The sequence below is a fragment of the Pseudomonas sp. BTN1 genome, assembly GCF_001907715.1.
GTDB lineage: Bacteria > Pseudomonadota > Gammaproteobacteria > Pseudomonadales > Pseudomonadaceae > Aquipseudomonas > Aquipseudomonas paracarnis.
This window is the reverse complement of record NZ_MPBM01000025.1, coordinates 80443-97004: the sequence shown is the minus strand read 5'-3', so window position 1 is coordinate 97004 and position 16562 is coordinate 80443. Positions and strand designations below refer to the sequence as shown.

At 61.8% G+C, this 16562-nt stretch carries 19 protein-coding genes; 15 read left to right on the top strand and 4 right to left on the bottom strand.

Going from position 1 to position 16562, the window contains the following annotated elements:
• The first annotated feature begins 154 nt into the window (after window positions 1-154).
• From mdcA to madM, 9 genes are all read left to right on the top strand, one after another.
• Window positions 155-1825: a malonate decarboxylase subunit alpha gene (mdcA, locus tag BMH52_RS11995; RefSeq protein WP_073843812.1), complete on the top strand. Its 1671-nt coding sequence runs from the start codon at window positions 155-157 to the stop codon at window positions 1823-1825.
• Window positions 1826-2659: a triphosphoribosyl-dephospho-CoA synthase gene (locus BMH52_RS11990; RefSeq protein ID WP_073843810.1), complete on the top strand. Its 834-nt coding sequence runs from the start codon at window positions 1826-1828 to the stop codon at window positions 2657-2659.
• Complete coding sequence (locus tag BMH52_RS11985) at window positions 2659-2958, top strand: malonate decarboxylase subunit delta (protein ID WP_060766832.1); 300 nt, start codon at window positions 2659-2661, stop codon at window positions 2956-2958. Before BMH52_RS11990 ends, BMH52_RS11985 begins: the two co-directional genes overlap by 1 nt.
• The gene (locus BMH52_RS11980) at window positions 2951-3793 is read left to right on the top strand and encodes a biotin-independent malonate decarboxylase subunit beta (protein ID WP_072435380.1); all 843 of its coding nucleotides are present in this window, start codon (window positions 2951-2953) and stop codon (window positions 3791-3793) included. The genes BMH52_RS11985 and BMH52_RS11980 overlap by 8 nt, the downstream gene beginning before the upstream one ends.
• Window positions 3790-4560: a biotin-independent malonate decarboxylase subunit gamma gene (gene mdcE, locus BMH52_RS11975; protein ID WP_072435381.1), complete on the top strand. Its 771-nt coding sequence runs from the start codon at window positions 3790-3792 to the stop codon at window positions 4558-4560. Before BMH52_RS11980 ends, mdcE begins: the two co-directional genes overlap by 4 nt.
• A complete protein-coding gene (locus BMH52_RS11970) occupies window positions 4554-5150 on the top strand; it encodes a malonate decarboxylase holo-ACP synthase (protein WP_072435382.1) in 597 nt (198 codons plus the stop codon). Before mdcE ends, BMH52_RS11970 begins: the two co-directional genes overlap by 7 nt.
• Window positions 5147-6046: a malonate decarboxylase subunit epsilon gene (mdcH, locus tag BMH52_RS11965; protein ID WP_058410813.1), complete on the top strand. Its 900-nt coding sequence runs from the start codon at window positions 5147-5149 to the stop codon at window positions 6044-6046. The genes BMH52_RS11970 and mdcH overlap by 4 nt, the downstream gene beginning before the upstream one ends.
• A gap of 67 nt (window positions 6047-6113) precedes the next feature.
• A complete protein-coding gene (gene madL / locus BMH52_RS11960; RefSeq protein WP_020301908.1) occupies window positions 6114-6506 on the top strand; it encodes a malonate transporter subunit MadL in 393 nt (130 codons plus the stop codon).
• A 5-nt stretch (window positions 6507-6511) separates the two neighbouring features.
• Window positions 6512-7276 carry a malonate transporter subunit MadM gene (madM, locus tag BMH52_RS11955; RefSeq protein WP_003195023.1) on the top strand — a complete coding sequence of 255 codons (765 nt, stop codon included), beginning with the start codon at window positions 6512-6514 and terminating at the stop codon, window positions 7274-7276.
• Between the two features lie 124 nt (window positions 7277-7400).
• On the opposite strand, the gene BMH52_RS11950 is transcribed toward madM, so the two are convergent.
• The gene (locus BMH52_RS11950; RefSeq protein WP_060766828.1) at window positions 7401-8315 is read right to left on the bottom strand and encodes a LysR substrate-binding domain-containing protein; all 915 of its coding nucleotides are present in this window, start codon (window positions 8313-8315) and stop codon (window positions 7401-7403) included.
• Between the two features lie 144 nt (window positions 8316-8459).
• On the opposite strand from BMH52_RS11950, the gene BMH52_RS11945 reads away from it, so the two are divergent.
• Window positions 8460-9077, top strand: a complete 618-nt coding sequence (locus BMH52_RS11945) for a hemolysin III family protein (protein ID WP_020301905.1) — start codon at window positions 8460-8462, stop codon at window positions 9075-9077.
• A 17-nt stretch (window positions 9078-9094) separates the two neighbouring features.
• Here the strand turns inward: BMH52_RS11945 and BMH52_RS11940 are convergent, their stop codons facing one another.
• On the bottom strand, window positions 9095-9997 hold the full coding sequence (locus BMH52_RS11940; RefSeq protein ID WP_058410812.1) for a LysR family transcriptional regulator: 903 nt from the start codon (window positions 9995-9997) through the stop codon (window positions 9095-9097).
• Window positions 9998-10105: 108 nt separating this feature from the next.
• On the opposite strand from BMH52_RS11940, the gene BMH52_RS11935 reads away from it, so the two are divergent.
• Genes BMH52_RS11935 through BMH52_RS11925 form a run of 3 tightly spaced genes read left to right on the top strand, consistent with a single transcriptional unit; the run spans window position 10106 to window position 12636 of the window.
• Entirely contained in the window at window positions 10106-11347 is a 1242-nt protein-coding gene (locus BMH52_RS11935) for a D-amino acid dehydrogenase (protein ID WP_014720304.1), read from the top strand.
• A 10-nt stretch (window positions 11348-11357) separates the two neighbouring features.
• Window positions 11358-11708 (top strand): RidA family protein, encoded by a 351-nt coding sequence (locus BMH52_RS11930; protein WP_014720303.1) that lies wholly within the window; start codon window positions 11358-11360, stop codon window positions 11706-11708.
• Between the two features lie 25 nt (window positions 11709-11733).
• On the top strand, window positions 11734-12636 hold the full coding sequence (locus BMH52_RS11925; RefSeq protein WP_019817737.1) for a transporter substrate-binding domain-containing protein: 903 nt from the start codon (window positions 11734-11736) through the stop codon (window positions 12634-12636).
• Between the two features lie 135 nt (window positions 12637-12771).
• Here BMH52_RS11925 and BMH52_RS11920 read toward each other — a convergent pair whose 3' ends face one another.
• Window positions 12772-13491 carry a 16S rRNA (uracil(1498)-N(3))-methyltransferase gene (locus BMH52_RS11920; RefSeq protein WP_073843808.1) on the bottom strand — a complete coding sequence of 240 codons (720 nt, stop codon included), beginning with the start codon at window positions 13489-13491 and terminating at the stop codon, window positions 12772-12774.
• A gap of 88 nt (window positions 13492-13579) precedes the next feature.
• Window positions 13580-14986, bottom strand: a complete 1407-nt coding sequence (locus BMH52_RS11915) for an adenosylmethionine--8-amino-7-oxononanoate transaminase (protein ID WP_072435386.1) — start codon at window positions 14984-14986, stop codon at window positions 13580-13582.
• Window positions 14987-15258: 272 nt separating this feature from the next.
• Between BMH52_RS11915 and BMH52_RS11910 the strand changes: the two genes are divergently transcribed.
• Window positions 15259-15810: a cytochrome b gene (locus BMH52_RS11910; RefSeq protein ID WP_014720299.1), complete on the top strand. Its 552-nt coding sequence runs from the start codon at window positions 15259-15261 to the stop codon at window positions 15808-15810.
• A 32-nt stretch (window positions 15811-15842) separates the two neighbouring features.
• Window positions 15843-16442 (top strand): YceI family protein, encoded by a 600-nt coding sequence (locus BMH52_RS11905; protein ID WP_014720298.1) that lies wholly within the window; start codon window positions 15843-15845, stop codon window positions 16440-16442.
• Window positions 16443-16562 lie beyond the last annotated feature (120 nt).

Genomic DNA, 16562 nt, shown 5'->3' with positions numbered 1-16562 from the left:
TCAGTAGCTGACCTACAGCTATCGCAGGCAAGCCAGCTCCCACAGTTTGATCTTCGTTACTCCAGGCGTAACGGTTCGTCCTCCAGCTTGATTGATGCCTTTGCGCTTCACTCCTAAGGTTAGCCCCACGACAGCAACCCCCCGTGGAGCGACCATGACAACAACCATCACCCCCGACTCGCGCTGGACGCGGCGGCGCGACGAGAAGCAGCGGCGGCTCGGGCTGGTCAAACAGTATGCAGACGGGGCGGTGTTGCCCAGTGACAAGATCGTCGAGGCCCTTGAAGCCTTGATCCTTCCCGGCGACCGCGTGGTGCTGGAGGGCAACAACCAGAAGCAGGCCGACTTCCTTTCGCGCTCCCTGGCCAAGGCCGACCCGGCCAAGCTCCACGATTTGCACATGATCATGCCCAGCGTCGGGCGTTCCGAGCACTTGGACCTGTTTGAAAAGGGCATCGCTCGCAAGCTCGATTTCTCCTTCGCCGGCACCCAATCCCTGCGCATCAGCCAGTTGCTGGAAGACGGCCTGCTGGAAATCGGCGCGATCCACACCTACATCGAACTTTACGCCCGGCTGGTGGTGGACCTGATCCCCAACGTGGTGCTTTCTGCCGGCTTCATGGCTGACCGCGCCGGCAATATCTACACTGGCGCCAGCACCGAAGACACCCCGGCGCTGATCGAACCCGCTGCCTTCAGCGATGGCATCGTCATCGTGCAGGTCAACCAGTTGGTGGACGACGTTACCGACTTGCCTCGCGTCGACATTCCCGCCAGTTGGGTGGATTTCGTGGTGGTGGCCGACAAGCCGTTCTACATCGAGCCGCTGTTCACCCGCGACCCACGCCATATCAAGCCGGTGCATGTGTTGATGGCGATGATGGCGATCCGTGGCATCTACGAAAAACACAATGTGCAGTCGCTCAACCATGGCATCGGCTTCAACACTGCTGCCATCGAATTGATCCTGCCCACCTACGGCGAATCCCTGGGTCTGAAAGGCAAGATCTGCCGCAACTGGACCCTCAACCCGCACCCCACATTGATCCCGGCGATTGAAAGCGGTTGGGTGGAGAGTGTGCATTGCTTCGGCACCGAACTGGGCATGGAAAACTACATTGCCGCACGCCCGGATGTGTTCTTCACCGGCCGCGATGGCTCCATGCGCTCCAACCGCATGTTCTGCCAACTCGCCGGCCAATACGCCGTGGACCTGTTTATCGGCGCCACCCTGCAAGTCGATGGCGACGGGCATTCCAGCACCGTGACCCGTGGCCGCCTCGCCGGTTTCGGTGGCGCGCCGAACATGGGCCACGACCCACGCGGCCGCCGTCATGGCACACCGGCCTGGCTGGATATGCGCCACGACGATGCCCCCGAAGCCTTGCTTGAACGCGGCAAAAAACTCGTGGTGCAAATGGTCGAGACCTTCCAGGAAGGCGGCAAACCGACCTTTGTCGACACCTTGGACGCAGTGGAAGTGGCCCGCAAAAGCGGCATGCCCCTGGCGCCCATCATGATCTACGGCGACGACGTCACCCACTTGCTCACCGAAGAAGGCATCGCCTACCTGTACAAGGCGCGCTCCCTGGAAGAACGCCAGGCAATGATCGCCGCCGTCGCCGGGGTGACAGCTATCGGCCTGCGTCACAACCCCAAGGACACTGCGCGTATGCGCCGCGAAGGCTTGATTGCCTTGCCCGAAGATTTGGGTATTCGCCGCACCGACGCCACCCGCGAGTTGTTGGCCGCCAAGAGCGTGGCCGACTTGGTGGACTGGTCTGGTGGCCTCTACAACCCGCCCGTCAAATTCAGGAGCTGGTAAATGCGCGCACTCAAACAGCATGAACTGAGCCTGGCCGATCGCCTGGCGGATATGGCCGTGGATGCGCTGATCGACGAAGCGGATTTGTCGCCCAAACCCGCTCTGGTAGACCGGCGCGGCAACGGCGCCCACAGCGATTTGCACCTGGGGCTGATGCACGCCTCGGCGCTGTCGCTGTGGCCGATGTTCAAGGAAATGGCCGAGGCTGCGCTCGATATTGGCGAAGTCGGCATGCCCCTGCGCGAAGCGCTCGGGCGTATTGGCCGGGAAGGCGAGCAGGCCATGCTCGCCACTACCCAGGGCGTGAACACCCATCGCGGTGCGATCTGGGCGCTGGGGTTGCTCACCGCTGCCGCGGCCTTGGAGCCCCGTGCCATAACCCTGACCGCCGCCAAGCTGGCCCTGCTCAACGACCGCTTCGCCCCGCAGCCCATGAGCCATGGGGCCCAGGTTGCGCAGCGCTACGGCGCACGCGGTGCCCGTGAAGAAGCCCAGCTCGGCTTCCCTTCGGTGATTCAACGCGGCCTGCCGCAACTGCATAAGAGCCGCCGCGAAAACGCCGGTGAGCAGAACGCCCGCCTGGATGCTTTGCTGGCGATCATGACGGACCTGGCAGACACCTGCGTGCTCTACCGCGCCGGTACCGAAGGCCTGGCTACCATGCAACAGGGCGCCCAAGCCGTGCTCGACGCCGGTGGCAGTGCAACCCTGGCCGGACGCCGCCAACTGCATGAGCTGGACCTGCAACTGCTGGCCTTGAATGCCTCCCCCGGCGGCGCCGCCGACCTGTTGGCCGCCTGCCTGTTTATCGACCGCCTCGACGGAGCGTTGTGATGGAAACCTTGTCCTTTGAATTCCCCGCCGGGCAGCCCCCCAAAGGCCGTGCGCTGGTGGGTTGCGTCGGCTCGGGCGACCTGGAAGTGCTGCTGGAGCCGGGCACGCCCGGCAGCTTGACCATCCAGGTGCAAACCTCGGTCAATGGCGCGCAGCAACGCTGGCAGCACCTGTTCGAACGCATCTTCCAGGAGCAGACGCCACCGGCCCTGAACATTGATATCCACGACTTCGGTGCCACACCCGGTGTGGTGCGCTTGCGCCTGGAGCAAGGTTTCGAGGAGATCGGCCATGACTGACCTACTCGCTAAACACAGCTTTGTGGAACTCGGTGCCCGCCAGCGCGCCAAGGCGCTGTTGGATGCAGGCACCTTCCGCGAGTTGATCGACCCGTTCCAGCGGGTCATGTCGCCGTGGCTCAGCCGCCAAGGCGTGGTGCCCCAGGCCGATGACGGTGTGGTGATCGCCAAGGGCAGCATCGGCGCCAAGCCTGTGGTGATTGCCGCGATCGAAGGTAATTTCCAGGGCGGCAGCCTGGGTGAAGTTGGCGGTGCGAAAATCGCGGGCGCCTTGGAGCTGGCCGCCGAAGACAACCGCAACGGCATCCCCACCTGCGCGGTGCTACTGCTGGAAACGGGCGGCGTGCGCTTGCAGGAAGCCAACCTGGGCCTGGCTGCCATTGCCGACATTCACGCGGCGATTGTCGACCTGCGCCAGTACCAGCCAGTGATCGGTGTGGTGGCCGGCAGTGTCGGTTGCTTTGGGGGCATGTCCATCGCGGCTGGCTTGTGCAGCTACCTGGTGGTCACTCGCGAAGCACGCCTGGGCTTGAATGGCCCACAGGTGATCGAGCAGGAGGCGGGCCTGGAGGAATACGACTCCCGTGACCGCCCCTTTATCTGGAGCCTTACCGGTGGCGAGCAGCGTTTCAACAGCGGCTTGGCCGACCGTTATGTGGCGGACGATGTGGCGCAGATCCAGCAGACTGTCAGCGCACTGCTGCAGCAGGGCGTGCCCACACAACCGCGCAGCCGGCGCGCTGATTTTTACCTGGCGCGCCTGGCCGAACTGGACGCGAGCGCGCAAATCGAGCCGGCGACTGTTCGCGCGCTGTATCAGGGAGAACGCTCATGAGAGGCTTGCAGTGGTTCAACGCGTTGAGCGCCAACGCAACGCCGGTGGAAGGTTTGCCGGGCTCATTGAAAGTGGCGGATGGAGTATTGGGTGGACAGGCGGTGCGCTATATCGCCGTGGTTCCCGACTCGCACAACCGCTTCCCCCGCGCCCGCAATGGCGAAGTCGGCCTGCTGGAAGGCTGGGGCTTGGCCAAGGCGGTGGACGAAGCCATCGCCCGGGGTGACAAGCGTCCTATCATCGCTATCGTCGACGTACCCAGCCAAGCCTATGGCCGCCGCGAAGAAGCCCTGGGCATTCATCAGGCCCTGGCCGCCGCGGCTGACAGCTACGCTCGCGCTCGGCTTGCCGGCCACCCGGTGATCGCCCTGCTGGTGGGCAAGGCCATGTCGGGCGCGTTCCTCGCCCACGGCTACCAGGCCAATCGGCTGATTGCCCTGCGCGACCCTGGCGTGATGGTGCATGCCATGGGCAAAGCCTCGGCCGCCCGGGTGACCTTGCGCAGCGTCGAAGAATTGGAAACCCTGGCCGCCAGCGTGCCGCCGATGGCCTATGACATCGACAGCTATGCCAGCCTGGGATTGCTGTGGGAGACGTTGTCAGTCACCCGGATTGAACAACCCACGGCGGATGACGTGGCGCGGGTCAGCGATTGCCTGGTGCAGGCGGTCAAGGATATCGGCAGTACCGACTTGAGTTCACGCCTCGGCGCCACCAACCGAGCCGCCTCCAGCCATGTGCGCCAGCTGTTGCGGGAGCAATGGTGAACGCCCACGATTTGCTCTGGGGCATGACCCTGGCGCATCTGCCTGCCGATGCCCCGGTCTGGGTGCGGGACGCGATCCGTGCCGGGCATCCGGTGGTGGTGCGGCGTGCCATCGCCGAGCCGGGCCATGTGGCGGTCGGTGTGCGTGGGCGTTTGCGTGAGCAGCGTTTTGCCGCCCGGATGCCTGTGGCGGCGGTGCATCGGCGGGTGGTGCCGCAAGCCTTGCGCGAGATGCTCTCACCACGGGATTTACCGGCGCTGCGGGCCCTCGATCAACTGCGGCCGGTGCTGGCGCAGCAAGACTGGGGCGTCAGCGGCAGTGCCGGGTTTGAATTGGCCAGTGGCATTGAAGCGCTGCATGCCAACAGTGACCTGGATTTGATTCTATGCACGCCCAATCCTTTAGGTCGTAGCGAGGCGCAAGCGTTGTTGGCGATCCTGGACACCGCGCCCTGCGCCGTCGACCTGCAACTGCAAACCCCGTTCGGCGCCGTCGCCTTGCGCGAATGGGCCGGGCCCTCACGCCGTGTACTGCTCAAGACCGTCAGCGGTGCGCACCTTGTGCTCGACCCTTGGCAGACCGTGGCATGAGCAGCCTTCTGGTGTTTCCGGGGCAGGGCGCCCAACGCAGCGGCATGCTCCAGGGGTTGCCGGCCGACATTCTGCAAGAGGCCAGTGATGCCCTGGGTGAAGACGTTCGTCTGCTCGACTCGGCGCAGGCGCTGGAATCGACGCGGGCTGTGCAACTGTGCCTGTTGATCGCCGGCGTGGCCCATGCCCGGCAATTGGCGTGCACGCCGGATTATGTGGCGGGCCTGTCCATCGGCGCCTACCCGGCTGCGGTGATCGCCGGCTCCCTGGGTTTTGCTGATGCGATAAAACTGGTCAGCCTGCGTGGCGAGTTGATGCAGCAGGCTTATCCACAGGGCTATGGCATGACCGCGCTGATCGGCCCTGATCTGTCCAGCGTCGAAGCGCTGCTGGCGGATATCCACAACGCGCAAACGCCGGTGTACCTGGCCAATATCAATGCCGATAACCAGACCGTCATCGCCGGCAGCAACGAGGGGATGAAGCGGGTTGCCGAGCGCATCAAAGGCAACGGTGTCGCCAAGCGCTTGGCGGTCAGCGTGCCGTCTCACTGCCCGTTGCTGGAGCAACCCGCCCAGGCTCTGTTCCAAGCCTTCGTCCCACTCAAGGCGCCGCGCATCACTTACCTGAGCAGCACCCGCGCGCGACCTATCCACAACCCCGAACAACTGCGTGACGACCTGGCCTTCAATATGTGCCGTGTTGTCGATTGGCGCGGCACGGTGCAGAGCGCCTACGAGCGCGGTGTGCGACTGCAAATCGAACTGCCTCCGGGCGCGGTGCTCACCGGTCTGTCACGCCGTGTTTTTGAACAAGGCACGGTGATCGCCTGCGAAGGCGCCCGCCTGGACACCTTGCAGGCCCTGCTGCAAGAGGAGGAGCGCCGCCACCGATAACGCAGTACCCGAGGCTTTCGAAGCACAAAAACAACAATTTCGAACGAGCACTTTGAGGACAACAACCATGATTATCTACGGTGTGGCTTTTTTGGCGTTCTGCACGTTGGCAGGGCTGTTGGTGGGTGAACTGCTGGGCAAGCTGTTGGGTATCCCGGCCAACGTCGGCGGGGTGGGTATTGCCATGCTGCTGTTGATCGGCCTGGGCAGCTACCTGAGCAAACGCGGCCTGTTTACCGGCAAGTCAGAGCAAGGCGTGAGTTTCTGGGCGGCGGTGTATATCCCGATTGTGGTGGCGATGGCTGCCCAGCAAAACGTGTATGGCGCCATCAGCGGTGGGCCTATGGCGATTCTGGCCGGGACCCTCGCCGTGGTGCTCGGCTTTGCCCTGGTGCCCGTGCTGGTGCGTATCGGTAACCGCGAGCCGGTTGCTCCTGTTCCCACCAAAGACGCCGGGTGATCGCCATGTACGAATCGATGATGAAAGTGATCACCGGCTACGGCTTGATCAGTGGTTTCGCCGTGATCGGCCTGACCATGTGGGTGTCTTATTGGATCTCCGATACCTTCACCAAGGGCCGCCTGCATGGTTCGGCCATTGCCATTTTGCTGGGGTTGGCGCTGTCGTATGTGGGCGGTGCGTTTACCGGTGGTTCCAAGGGTGTGGTGGATATTCCGCTGTTGTCGGGCATCGGCCTGCTCGGTGGTGCGATGTTGCGGGACTTTGCCATTGTCGCCACGGCGTTTGGTGTGAGTGTCGATGAGCTCAAACGCGCCGGCTACGTGGGTGTACTGGCGCTGTTTGTCGGCGTGGGCTCGTCGTTCGTTGCCGGGGTCGGGGTGGCGATGGCGTTCGGGTACACCGATGCGGTGAGCCTCACCACCATCGGTGCCGGGGCCGTGACCTATATCGTCGGCCCGGTGACCGGTGCGGCGATTGGGGCCAGCTCCGAGGTGATGGCGCTGTCCATTGCCGCGGGGTTGATCAAGGCCATTCTGGTGATGGTGATGACGCCGTTCGTAGCGCCGCTGATCGGGCTGAACAACCCACGCAGTGCGGTGATCTTCGGTGGCTTGATGGGCACCTCCAGCGGTGTGGCGGGCGGCCTGGCGGCGACTGATCCGAAGCTGGTGCCTTATGGGTGTCTGACGGCGGCGTTCTATACGGCGCTGGGGTGTTTGTTGGGGCCGTCGTTGTTGTTTTTGCTGATGCGTGGGTTGGTGGGCTGACGGGGGATGATTGTTCCCACGCTCCGCGTGGGAACGCCTCTTGTGACGCTCTGCGTCACGGTCAAAAAGCGGACGCGGAGCGTCCTAAGCTGCGCTCCCACGCAGAGCGTGGGAGCAATCGTCCTCAGCTTTGGCGATTGGCATACATCCGACACTCCGCCAATAACGCCAGCAGGTTCGGATCGCGCTCCTTGGCTTTCAAAAACACCACACCGATCTGCTGCTGCAACCGATACCTGGGCTGCAGCGGTATCAGCTTCACGCGGTTCTCATACACCGCTGCGATACGTCCTGGCAGCAGCGCATAACCCACCCCTGAACTGACCATGCTCAGCAAGGTAAAGATGTCGTTTACCTGCATCGCCACCTTCGGTTCGAACCCTGCCTGTTTAAACACCCGGTTGCCGTCCTGATGGGTGGCGAAGCCCTGGGTGAGGGTGATGAAGGTGGCATCCCGTACATCGGCCAGGTCGATTTCCTGATTGCGGTCCAAGGGGGAGTCGGCCGGCGTGGCAAGGAAGATGTCATCGCTGAACAGCGCGATCTGCTCACAATCCGAATCGGTGGCGTGATCGTCTAGGGAGATGAGGATCGCGTCCACCTCCATGTTCTTGAGCTTGTAGAGCAGGTCGAAGTTGGAGCCCAGGATCAGGTCGATATTGAGTTCGCTGCGCCTGATTTTCAGACCCATGATCAACTGCGGCACGGTCTTGACCGTCAGCGAATACAGCGAGCCGAGCTTGAAGCGTTCGGCTGAGAACCCGGCGGCTTCGCGGGTCAGGCGCACGCTGTCGACCACGTCGGCCACCAGTTTTTGCGCACGCTCTTCGAGCACGTAGGCGCTTTCCAGCGGGGTGAGGTTGCGCCCCTCGTGTTTGAACAGCGGGCAGCGCAGGGCACTTTCCAGGGAGTGAATGGCGCGGTGCACGCTGACATTGCTGGTTTGCAACTCGGCGGCCGCGCGGGCCAGGTTGCCGGTGCGCATGAACGCCAGGAAGATCTCCAGCTTTTTGAGGGTGAATTCTTCGTCGATCAGCATGGCCTTGGGCTCTTGTTCGATTGCGCTCGATTGTGCCTGCAAACGCGGCCCTCGTCGCTGGAACGTCACACGCCGCTTGCACTCTGATACGCAAGACTGGAGGCTTGCCGACAGTCGTCAACGGTGAGGGGAGGTCAACGATAGATGTATCACGGGGAACGGTTCAACGCCTGGAGCCATTTGCTCGGTGCAGTCGCGGCGTGTATTGGCGCCGTGTGGATGTTGGTGGTGGCGAGCCTGGACGGCAGCCCCTGGAAAATCGTCAGCGTGGCGATTTATGGTTTTACCCTGATGGTGCTGTACAGCGCGTCGACGGTGTACCACAGCGTGCGGGGGCGGCGAAAAGAGATCATGCAGAAGGTCGATCACTTCTCGATCTACCTGTTGATCGCCGGCAGCTACACACCGTTCTGCCTGGTAAGCCTGCGCGGGCCGTGGGGCTGGACGCTGTTCGGGATCGTGTGGGGGCTGGCGGTGATTGGCATCCTGCAAGAGATCAAGCCGCGCTCGGAGGCGCGGATTCTGTCCATCGTGATCTACGCGGTAATGGGCTGGATCGTGCTGGTGGCGGTCAAGCCGCTGATCGCGGCGCTGGGCACGGCAGGGTTTATCTGGTTGGCCGCGGGTGGGGTGTTGTACACCGTGGGCATCATCTTTTTTGCCCTGGAAGATCGCCTGCGTCATTCCCATGGCATCTGGCATTTGTTTGTGATTGGCGGCAGCCTCCTGCATTTTGTGGCGATCATGCATTACGTGCTGTGAATGCTGGTGGCTGCTCTTTAAAGGCGCTCGAGCAACTCACGGGCACGATTGCCGAAAATCTGCAGCAGCTTGGCCAGCATATGCGGCGGTGGCTCATCGCCGCGGGTCAGGGCGTAGAGGGTGATCGGCAGGGGGGGCGTGAGGGTGCGGATACAGGTGGTTGCCGTCGATGCGCCGAGGGCGGTAAAAGGGTCGATCACCGTCAAGCCGGCGCCGGACTCCACCATCGCCCGGGCCAGGGAATAGGTTTGCACCGAGATGGTCACCCGTGGCGGTGGATCAACGTTCTCCAGGTAGCTGTCCAGCTTGGTCGCCAGCGGATCGGCACTGGAGAGCCCGATCAATGGCGCGCCCGCCAGTTCGCTCAGTGGCAATGGCCGGTTGATTTCAGCCGCCGACCAATAGCCCTTGGACGCCAATGCAACCAGTACGCCATTGGCCAGCACCTGTGTGGTCAACCCCGGATGGCCGGAAAAATTGAGGGTCAGCGCCAGGTCGATTTCGCGCATTAACAGCTTCTGGACCAGCTCACGGCTATGGTCGCTGGACAGCTCGCAAGCCATGTCGGGGTATTCGCGCTTCCATTCCAGAATCGCTGGAGGCAGCAGCGACAAGGCCAGCGCGGGTATCGCACCAATGCGTACGCTTTGCCCTGGGGCGCGGCGCAGGCTCTTGGCCAGGCGCCGTACACCTTGCAAGCTCTCGGTGACTTTCTCGACTTCGCGTTCCAGCGCCAGGGCTTCCGGCGTGGGTTGCAATTTGCCGCGTACACGCAGAAACAGCGCAAAGCCCAGCTGCAGTTCGGCGTGCTGCAACACTTTGGTCACCGCCGGTTGCGAGACGTGCAGCAACTGCGCGGCGGCACTGATCGAGCCAGTCTGGCGAATGGCCTGGAAAATTTCGATATGACGCAAGCGCATGGCAGGTCCATAACCTTTGTTTATAGGTGACCCATCTTTATTCATTGTCGGTGGCCTGTCACCTGCGCCTACGCTTGGCCTTCAGTTAATCAACGGTCGGGGGCTGGGATGGCGAGGCAGGTTTGCATCATCGGTGGTGGGGTCATCGGCCTGGCCAGTGCTTACGCACTGGTGCGGGCAGGCCACGAGGTCACGGTGATAGACGCCCGTGACACCCTGGGGAGCGAAACCAGTTTCGCCAACGGTGGGCAGCTGTCCTATCGCTATGTTGCACCGCTGGCCGACGCGGGCGTGCCGCTGCAGGCGATGGGGTGGCTGTTGCGTGGGGACTCTCCGCTCAAGCTGCGCCCTCGCCTCGACCCCCGGCAATGGCGCTGGATGGCTGCATTCGTCGGCGCATGCCGGGGCTCGGTGAACAAGCGCAACGCTGCCCACTTGCTGCGGCTGGCGAGCCTGAGCCAAGGCACCTTGCAGCAATGGCGTGTCGACGATCGGCTGGACGGCTTCGACTGGCGGTGCAACGGCAAGCTGGTGACCTTCCGTAATGCCGGGACCTTTGAGCGTGCGCGCGCCAACGTCACAGACATCCTGCAGCAGCAGGTACTGTCGATGGCCGACTGCCAGCGCCTGGAACCTTCCTTGGCGGCGCGGGATTTTGTCGGAGGCATCTATACGCCCAGTGAAGAAGTTGCGGACTGTCATGCCTTTTGCCAACGCCTGGCCGCCAGGTTGGAAGCGTCCGGGCGTTGCACATTTTTGCTGGGGCGCAAGGTTACCGGGGTTCGTCACGCCGACGGTGCGGTGCAGGCCATCGAGTTGGGCCATGAAGTGATGCCGGTCGATCAACTGGTATTGGCTGCCGGGCATCGCAGTGCCGAGCTGGCATTGCCGCGCTTGTCGCTGGCGCTGTATCCGCTCAAGGGCTACAGCCTGAGCGTGCCGATCGGCGAGCAGCACAAAGCACCGAACGTAAGCATCACCGACTACGACCGCAAGATCGTCTATGCACGCATAGGTGAGCAACTGCGGATCGCGGCCATGGTGGATATTGTCGGCTTTGATGCGCGTCTTGAGCCCAAGCGCCTGGCGTTGATAAAGCGTCAGGCGCTGGAAACGTTTCCTTTGGCCGGTGACTACGCCCAGGCGGTCGAATGGGCCGGTATGCGCCCGGCAACACCGACGGGCGTGCCATTGATCGGTGCCAGCGCCTACCGCAACCTGTGGCTGAATCTGGGGCATGGCGCACTGGGCTTCACCCTGGCCTGCGGCAGCGGCCAACTGCTGGCCGAGCTGATCGACCAGCGCCCCCCTTCCATTGATATGCAGGGCCTGACGCCCCGCGCCGCTTGAGGATGCAGCCATGACCATTACCCGAATCAATAGCAACGAACGACTCAGCGGCGCCGTGACGTTCAAGGACCTGGTGTTCCTTTCGGGCCAGGTACCGGGCGACGGCCTGGATGTGGCTACTCAGACCCGGCAAGTGCTGGCCAGGATCGACGCGCTGTTGGCCGAGGCGGGCAGCGATAAGGATCACTTACTCAACGCCACGATTTACCTGAAGGACATCGGTGCCGGTTTTGCACCGATGAATGATGTCTGGTCCGCATGGCTCTCGCCAGGCATGGCGCCCACGCGCACTACCTTGCAAGCAGAGCTGGCGCGGCCGAGTGTGCTGGTGGAAATCAGCGTGATTGCAGTACGTAAATAACCTCAAAGACCAACGGAGAATAACAATGAAAAAGATCCTGTTGACCGGCTGCACCCTGGGCTTTTTGTGGGGCGCGCAGGCGCATGCAACCGAAGCGCCGCTGGCGGGCACTTTGAGCAAGATCGCCAGCGCCAAGTCCATCACCCTGGGTTACCGCGATGCGTCGGTGCCGTTTTCCTACGTGGGGGATAGCAGTGGTAAACCGATGGGCTACTCGGTGGACCTGGCAAACAAGATTGTCGAGCGTATCCAGCAGAAAACCTCAGTGGGCGACCTCAAGGTGAAATACAACCTGGTGACGTCCCAAACCCGCATCCCGCTGGTGCAGAACGGCACTGTCGATCTGGAATGCGGCTCAACCGGCGTGACGGCTGAACGGCAGAAGCAAGTGGCGTTCTCCTACGGGTTTATCTACGTAAAAGGCCAGTTGCTGACGGCCAAGGACAGCGGGATCAAAGGCTTTGCCGACCTAGCGGGCAAAAATGTGGTGACCACTGCCGGCACCACCAATGAGCGCTTCCTCAAAAGTTATAACGCTGAACACAAAGCCAATATGTTCGTGATCAGCGCCAAGGACCATGGCGAAGCGTTCAAGATGCTCGAGACTGGCCGGGCCGTAGCGTTTTATATGGACGACGCGTTGCTCTACGGCGAGCGCGCCAAGGCCAAGGACCCGCATCATTGGGTGGTGGTGGGCGAGGAGCAATCACGGGAGATTTACAGCTGCATGGTGCGCAAGGATGACCCGCAGTTTCTCGCGGTGGTCAACGAAACCCTGGGCGAGCTGTACCGCTCGGGAGAGATCAACGGGATTTACCAGCGCTGGTTCGAGCAGCCGATTCCGCCCAAGGGCTTGAACCTGGAGTTCCCGATGACCAGCGAGTTGAAAGCGATCATCGCCAAGCCGGTGAGTGACCCAGTGGAGTAAGCCTTGGGTAACCCGATAAAACTGTAGGAGCTGGCTTGCCTGCGATAGCGGTCTGTCAGTTGTAAATTAACTGCCTGAAACACCGCTATCGCAGGCAAGCCAGCTCCCACAGTTGATTGGGTTTACAGGGTGAGGTTAGAAGTCGCCCCAGAGTTGTTGGGCGACGGAGAGTGCGACGACGGGGGCGGTCTCGGTACGCAACACCCGCGGGCCGAGGCGAGCGGCGTGGCAGCCGGCGTCTTGGGCGGTCGCGACTTCATTATCGGTGAGCCCCCCTTCGGGACCGATCAAGAACGCCAGGCTCGATGGCTTGGCGTGGCTGATCATCGGCTCTGCCACCGGGTGCAGCACCAGCTTCAAGTCCGCCTCGGTTTGCTTGAGCCAGTCTGCCAGCAAGAGCGGAGGGTGAATCACCGGCACCGTTGAGCGCCCACATTGCTCGCACGCGCTGATTGCCACCTGGCGCCAGTGCAGCAAGCGCTTGTCGGCGCGTTCGTCCTTGAGGCGTACCTCGCAGCGGTCGCTGAAGATCGGTGTGATCGCGTTGACGCCCAATTCAGTGGCCTTCTGGATCGCCCAGTCCATGCGCTCGCCCCGGGACAGGCCCTGGCCGAGGTGAATATGCAGGGGCGATTCGGCTTGGCCGGCAAAGCTATCGGTGAGTTGCACGGTGACGCGTTTTTTACCGACTTCCAGCAAGGTGCCACTAAACTCCTGGCCAGAGCCGTCGAACAGTTGCACGGCATCGCCTTCACCCATGCGCAACACACGGCTGATGTAATGCGCCTGGGCTTCGGGCAGTTCGTGATCGCCGAGGCTCAGCGGGGGGTCGGTGAAAAAGCGGGACAGTCTCATTTCTGTTCTCTGAAGAAGTTTATGTAGGCGCAGCGGCGCGCCTGGAATGCCTTCGCGAGCAAGCTCGCTCCTACAAGGATTTAGGCAATCAACCCGGATCACGGAAGCCTGGATGGAAATCTTTCGGCACCGCCACACTGACCTTGCTGTTGGTGGCGATATCGATCCCCTCGCTGGCCACCTCGGCCAGAAAGTCGATCTGCTCGGGGGTAATTACATAAGGCGGCAGGAAATACACCACGCTGCCCAACGGCCGCAGCAGCGCACCGCGCTCCAGCGCGTGCTCGAAGACCTTCAGGCCACGGCGCTCCTGCCACGGGTAGGCGGCCTTGGTGGCTTTGTCCTGCACCATCTCGATAGCCAGCACCATGCCGGTCTGGCGCACTTCCGACACGTGAGGATGGTCCACCAAGTGCACGGTGGCGGTCGCCATGCGCTGGGCCAGGGCCTTGTTGTTCTCGATGACGTTGTCTTCTTCAAAGATATCCAGCGTTGCCAACGCCGCCGCACAGGCCAGCGGGTTGCCGGTGTAGCTGTGGGAGTGCAGGAAGGCGCGCAGTGTAGGGTAGTCATCGTAGAACGCGCTGTAGACGTCTTCCGTGGTAACCACCGCCGCCAGCGGCAGGTAACCGCCGGTAAGGGCCTTGGACAAGCACAGGAAGTCCGGGCGGATGCCGGCTTGTTCACAGGCAAACATACTGCCGGTGCGGCCGAAGCCCACGGCGATTTCGTCGTGGATCAGGTGCACGCCGTAGCGGTCGCAGGCTTCGCGCAGCAGCTTGAGGTACACCGGGTGGTACATCCTCATGCCACCGGCGCCCTGGATCAGTGGCTCGACAATCACGGCGGCAACGCTGTCGTGGTGGTCGGCCAGGGTCTGTTCCATGGCCAGGAACATGGTGCGCGAGTGTTCTTCCCAGCTCATGCCTTCGGGGCGCAGGTAGCAGTCCGGGCTCGGCACTTTGATCGTGTCGAGTAGCAGCGCCTTGTAGGTCTCGGTAAACAGCGGCACGTCGCCCACCGACATCGCGGCGATGGTTTCGCCGTGGTAGCTGTTGGTGAGGGTGACAAAGCGCTTTTTGTTCGGCTGGCCGCGGTTGAGCCAGTAGTGGAAGCTCATCTTCAGCGCCACTTCGATGCAGGACGAACCGTTATCGGCGTAGAAGCAGCGGGTCAGCCCTTCGGGCGTCATCGCGACCAGGCGTTCGGACAACTCGATCACCGGTTGATGGCTGAAACCAGCGAGGATCACGTGTTCAAGCTGATCGACCTGGTCCTTGATGCGCTGGTTGATACGCGGGTTGGCGTGGCCGAATACGTTGACCCACCAGGAACTGACGGCATCGAGGTAGCGCTTGCCTTCGAAGTCTTCCAGCCATACGCCTTCACCGCGCTTGATGGGCACCAGCGGCAGTTGCTGATGGTCTTTCATCTGGGTGCAGGGATGCCACAGCACCGCGAGGTCGCGTTGCATCCACTGGTTGTTCAAGCCCATCGGTGATCTCCTCGAAGCGGTCCTGCGGCGGGCACAGGCGAAACAATCGCGCAAGCCTATGCAATGGTGGCTCGGGTCACAAGCCATTGTGGGGAAATTCGCAGTAAATGCAGGACGGTCTGTCACGTTTCCCAGGGATAGTCTTAATCCCTTGTTAATTTATGATGCCTAGCCTCTTTATCGTATTTCTCGATATTTCAAAGCAAAATTTTCCGCTTTAATTCGATAGGTAAAGCGCTAGTCTTGGGCACAGTTCTTACGGGATTAAGTACATGCAGCTACGTAATTCGCCGGCCCGCTATGGTTGGGTCAGCATGGTTCTGCACTGGGGCGTAGCCCTGGTGGTGTTCGGTTTATTTGCCCTGGGCTTGTGGATGGTCGGTCTCGATTACTACAGCGCCTGGCGCAAAGATGCGCCCGACTTGCACAAGAGCATTGGCATCACGCTGTTCGCCATCATGCTGGTGCGGATCGTCTGGCGCCTGGTCAGCCCGCCGCCGCCACCACTGGCCAGCTATAGCCGCATGACGCGGATCGGCGCCGCGTTTGGGCACGCGTTCCTTTATGTCGGGCTGTTTGCCGTGATGATTGCCGGTTACCTGATTTCCACCGCAGACGGTGTCGGTATCCCGGTGTTTGGCCTGTTTGAAATTCCTGCCGTGGTTTCCGGTCTACCGGACCAGGCAGATACCGCGGGTTGGGTGCACCTGTACCTGGCCTGGGTGTTGGTGGTCTTCGCCGGCTTGCACGGCGTGGCGGCCCTGAAACACCATTTTATCGATCGTGATGCGACCCTTGCGCGAATGCTGGGACGCAAAGCCTGATGTTCAACCTCGACTCACAAGGAATAGAAAGCATGTTGAAAAAAACACTCGCTGCGCTGGCAATCGGTTCTGCCCTGCTGTCCGCAGGTTCGGCGATGGCCGCTGACTACGTAATCGACAAGGAAGGCCAGCACGCCTTCGTCGACTTCAAAATCAGCCACCTGGGCTACAGCTACATCACCGGTACCTTCAAGGACCTGGATGGCAAGTTCAGCTTTGACGCCGCCAAGCCCGAAGACGCCAAGATTGAAGTCAACGTGCGTACTGCCAGCGTGTTCTCCAACCACGCCGAGCGCGACAAGCACGTCAACAGCAAGGACTTCCTGGAGTCGGGCAAATTCCCTGATGCCAAGTTCGTTTCCACCAGCGTCAAGCCAACTGGCAAAAATGCTGACGGCAAGCTGACTGCTGATGTGACCGGGGACCTGACCTTCCACGGCGTGACCAAGCCGATCCTGGTCAAAGCCACGTTCCTGGGCGAAGGCAAGGATCCATGGGGCGGCTACCGTGCCGGCTTCGAAGGCACCACCAACATCAGCCGCAAGGAATTCAACAAGGACGGCATGGACGTAGGTCCACAGTCTGACAACGTGCAGTTGTACATCACGTTTGAAGGTGTGAAAGCGAAGTAATGCTTCGTATGTAGGAGCGAGCTTGCTCGCGAAGGCCGCAAGGACACCGCGTTAAACCAGGATGCCCGCGTTATCGTTGACGACCTTCGCGAGCTAGCTCCTACAGGCAAAAAAAACCCG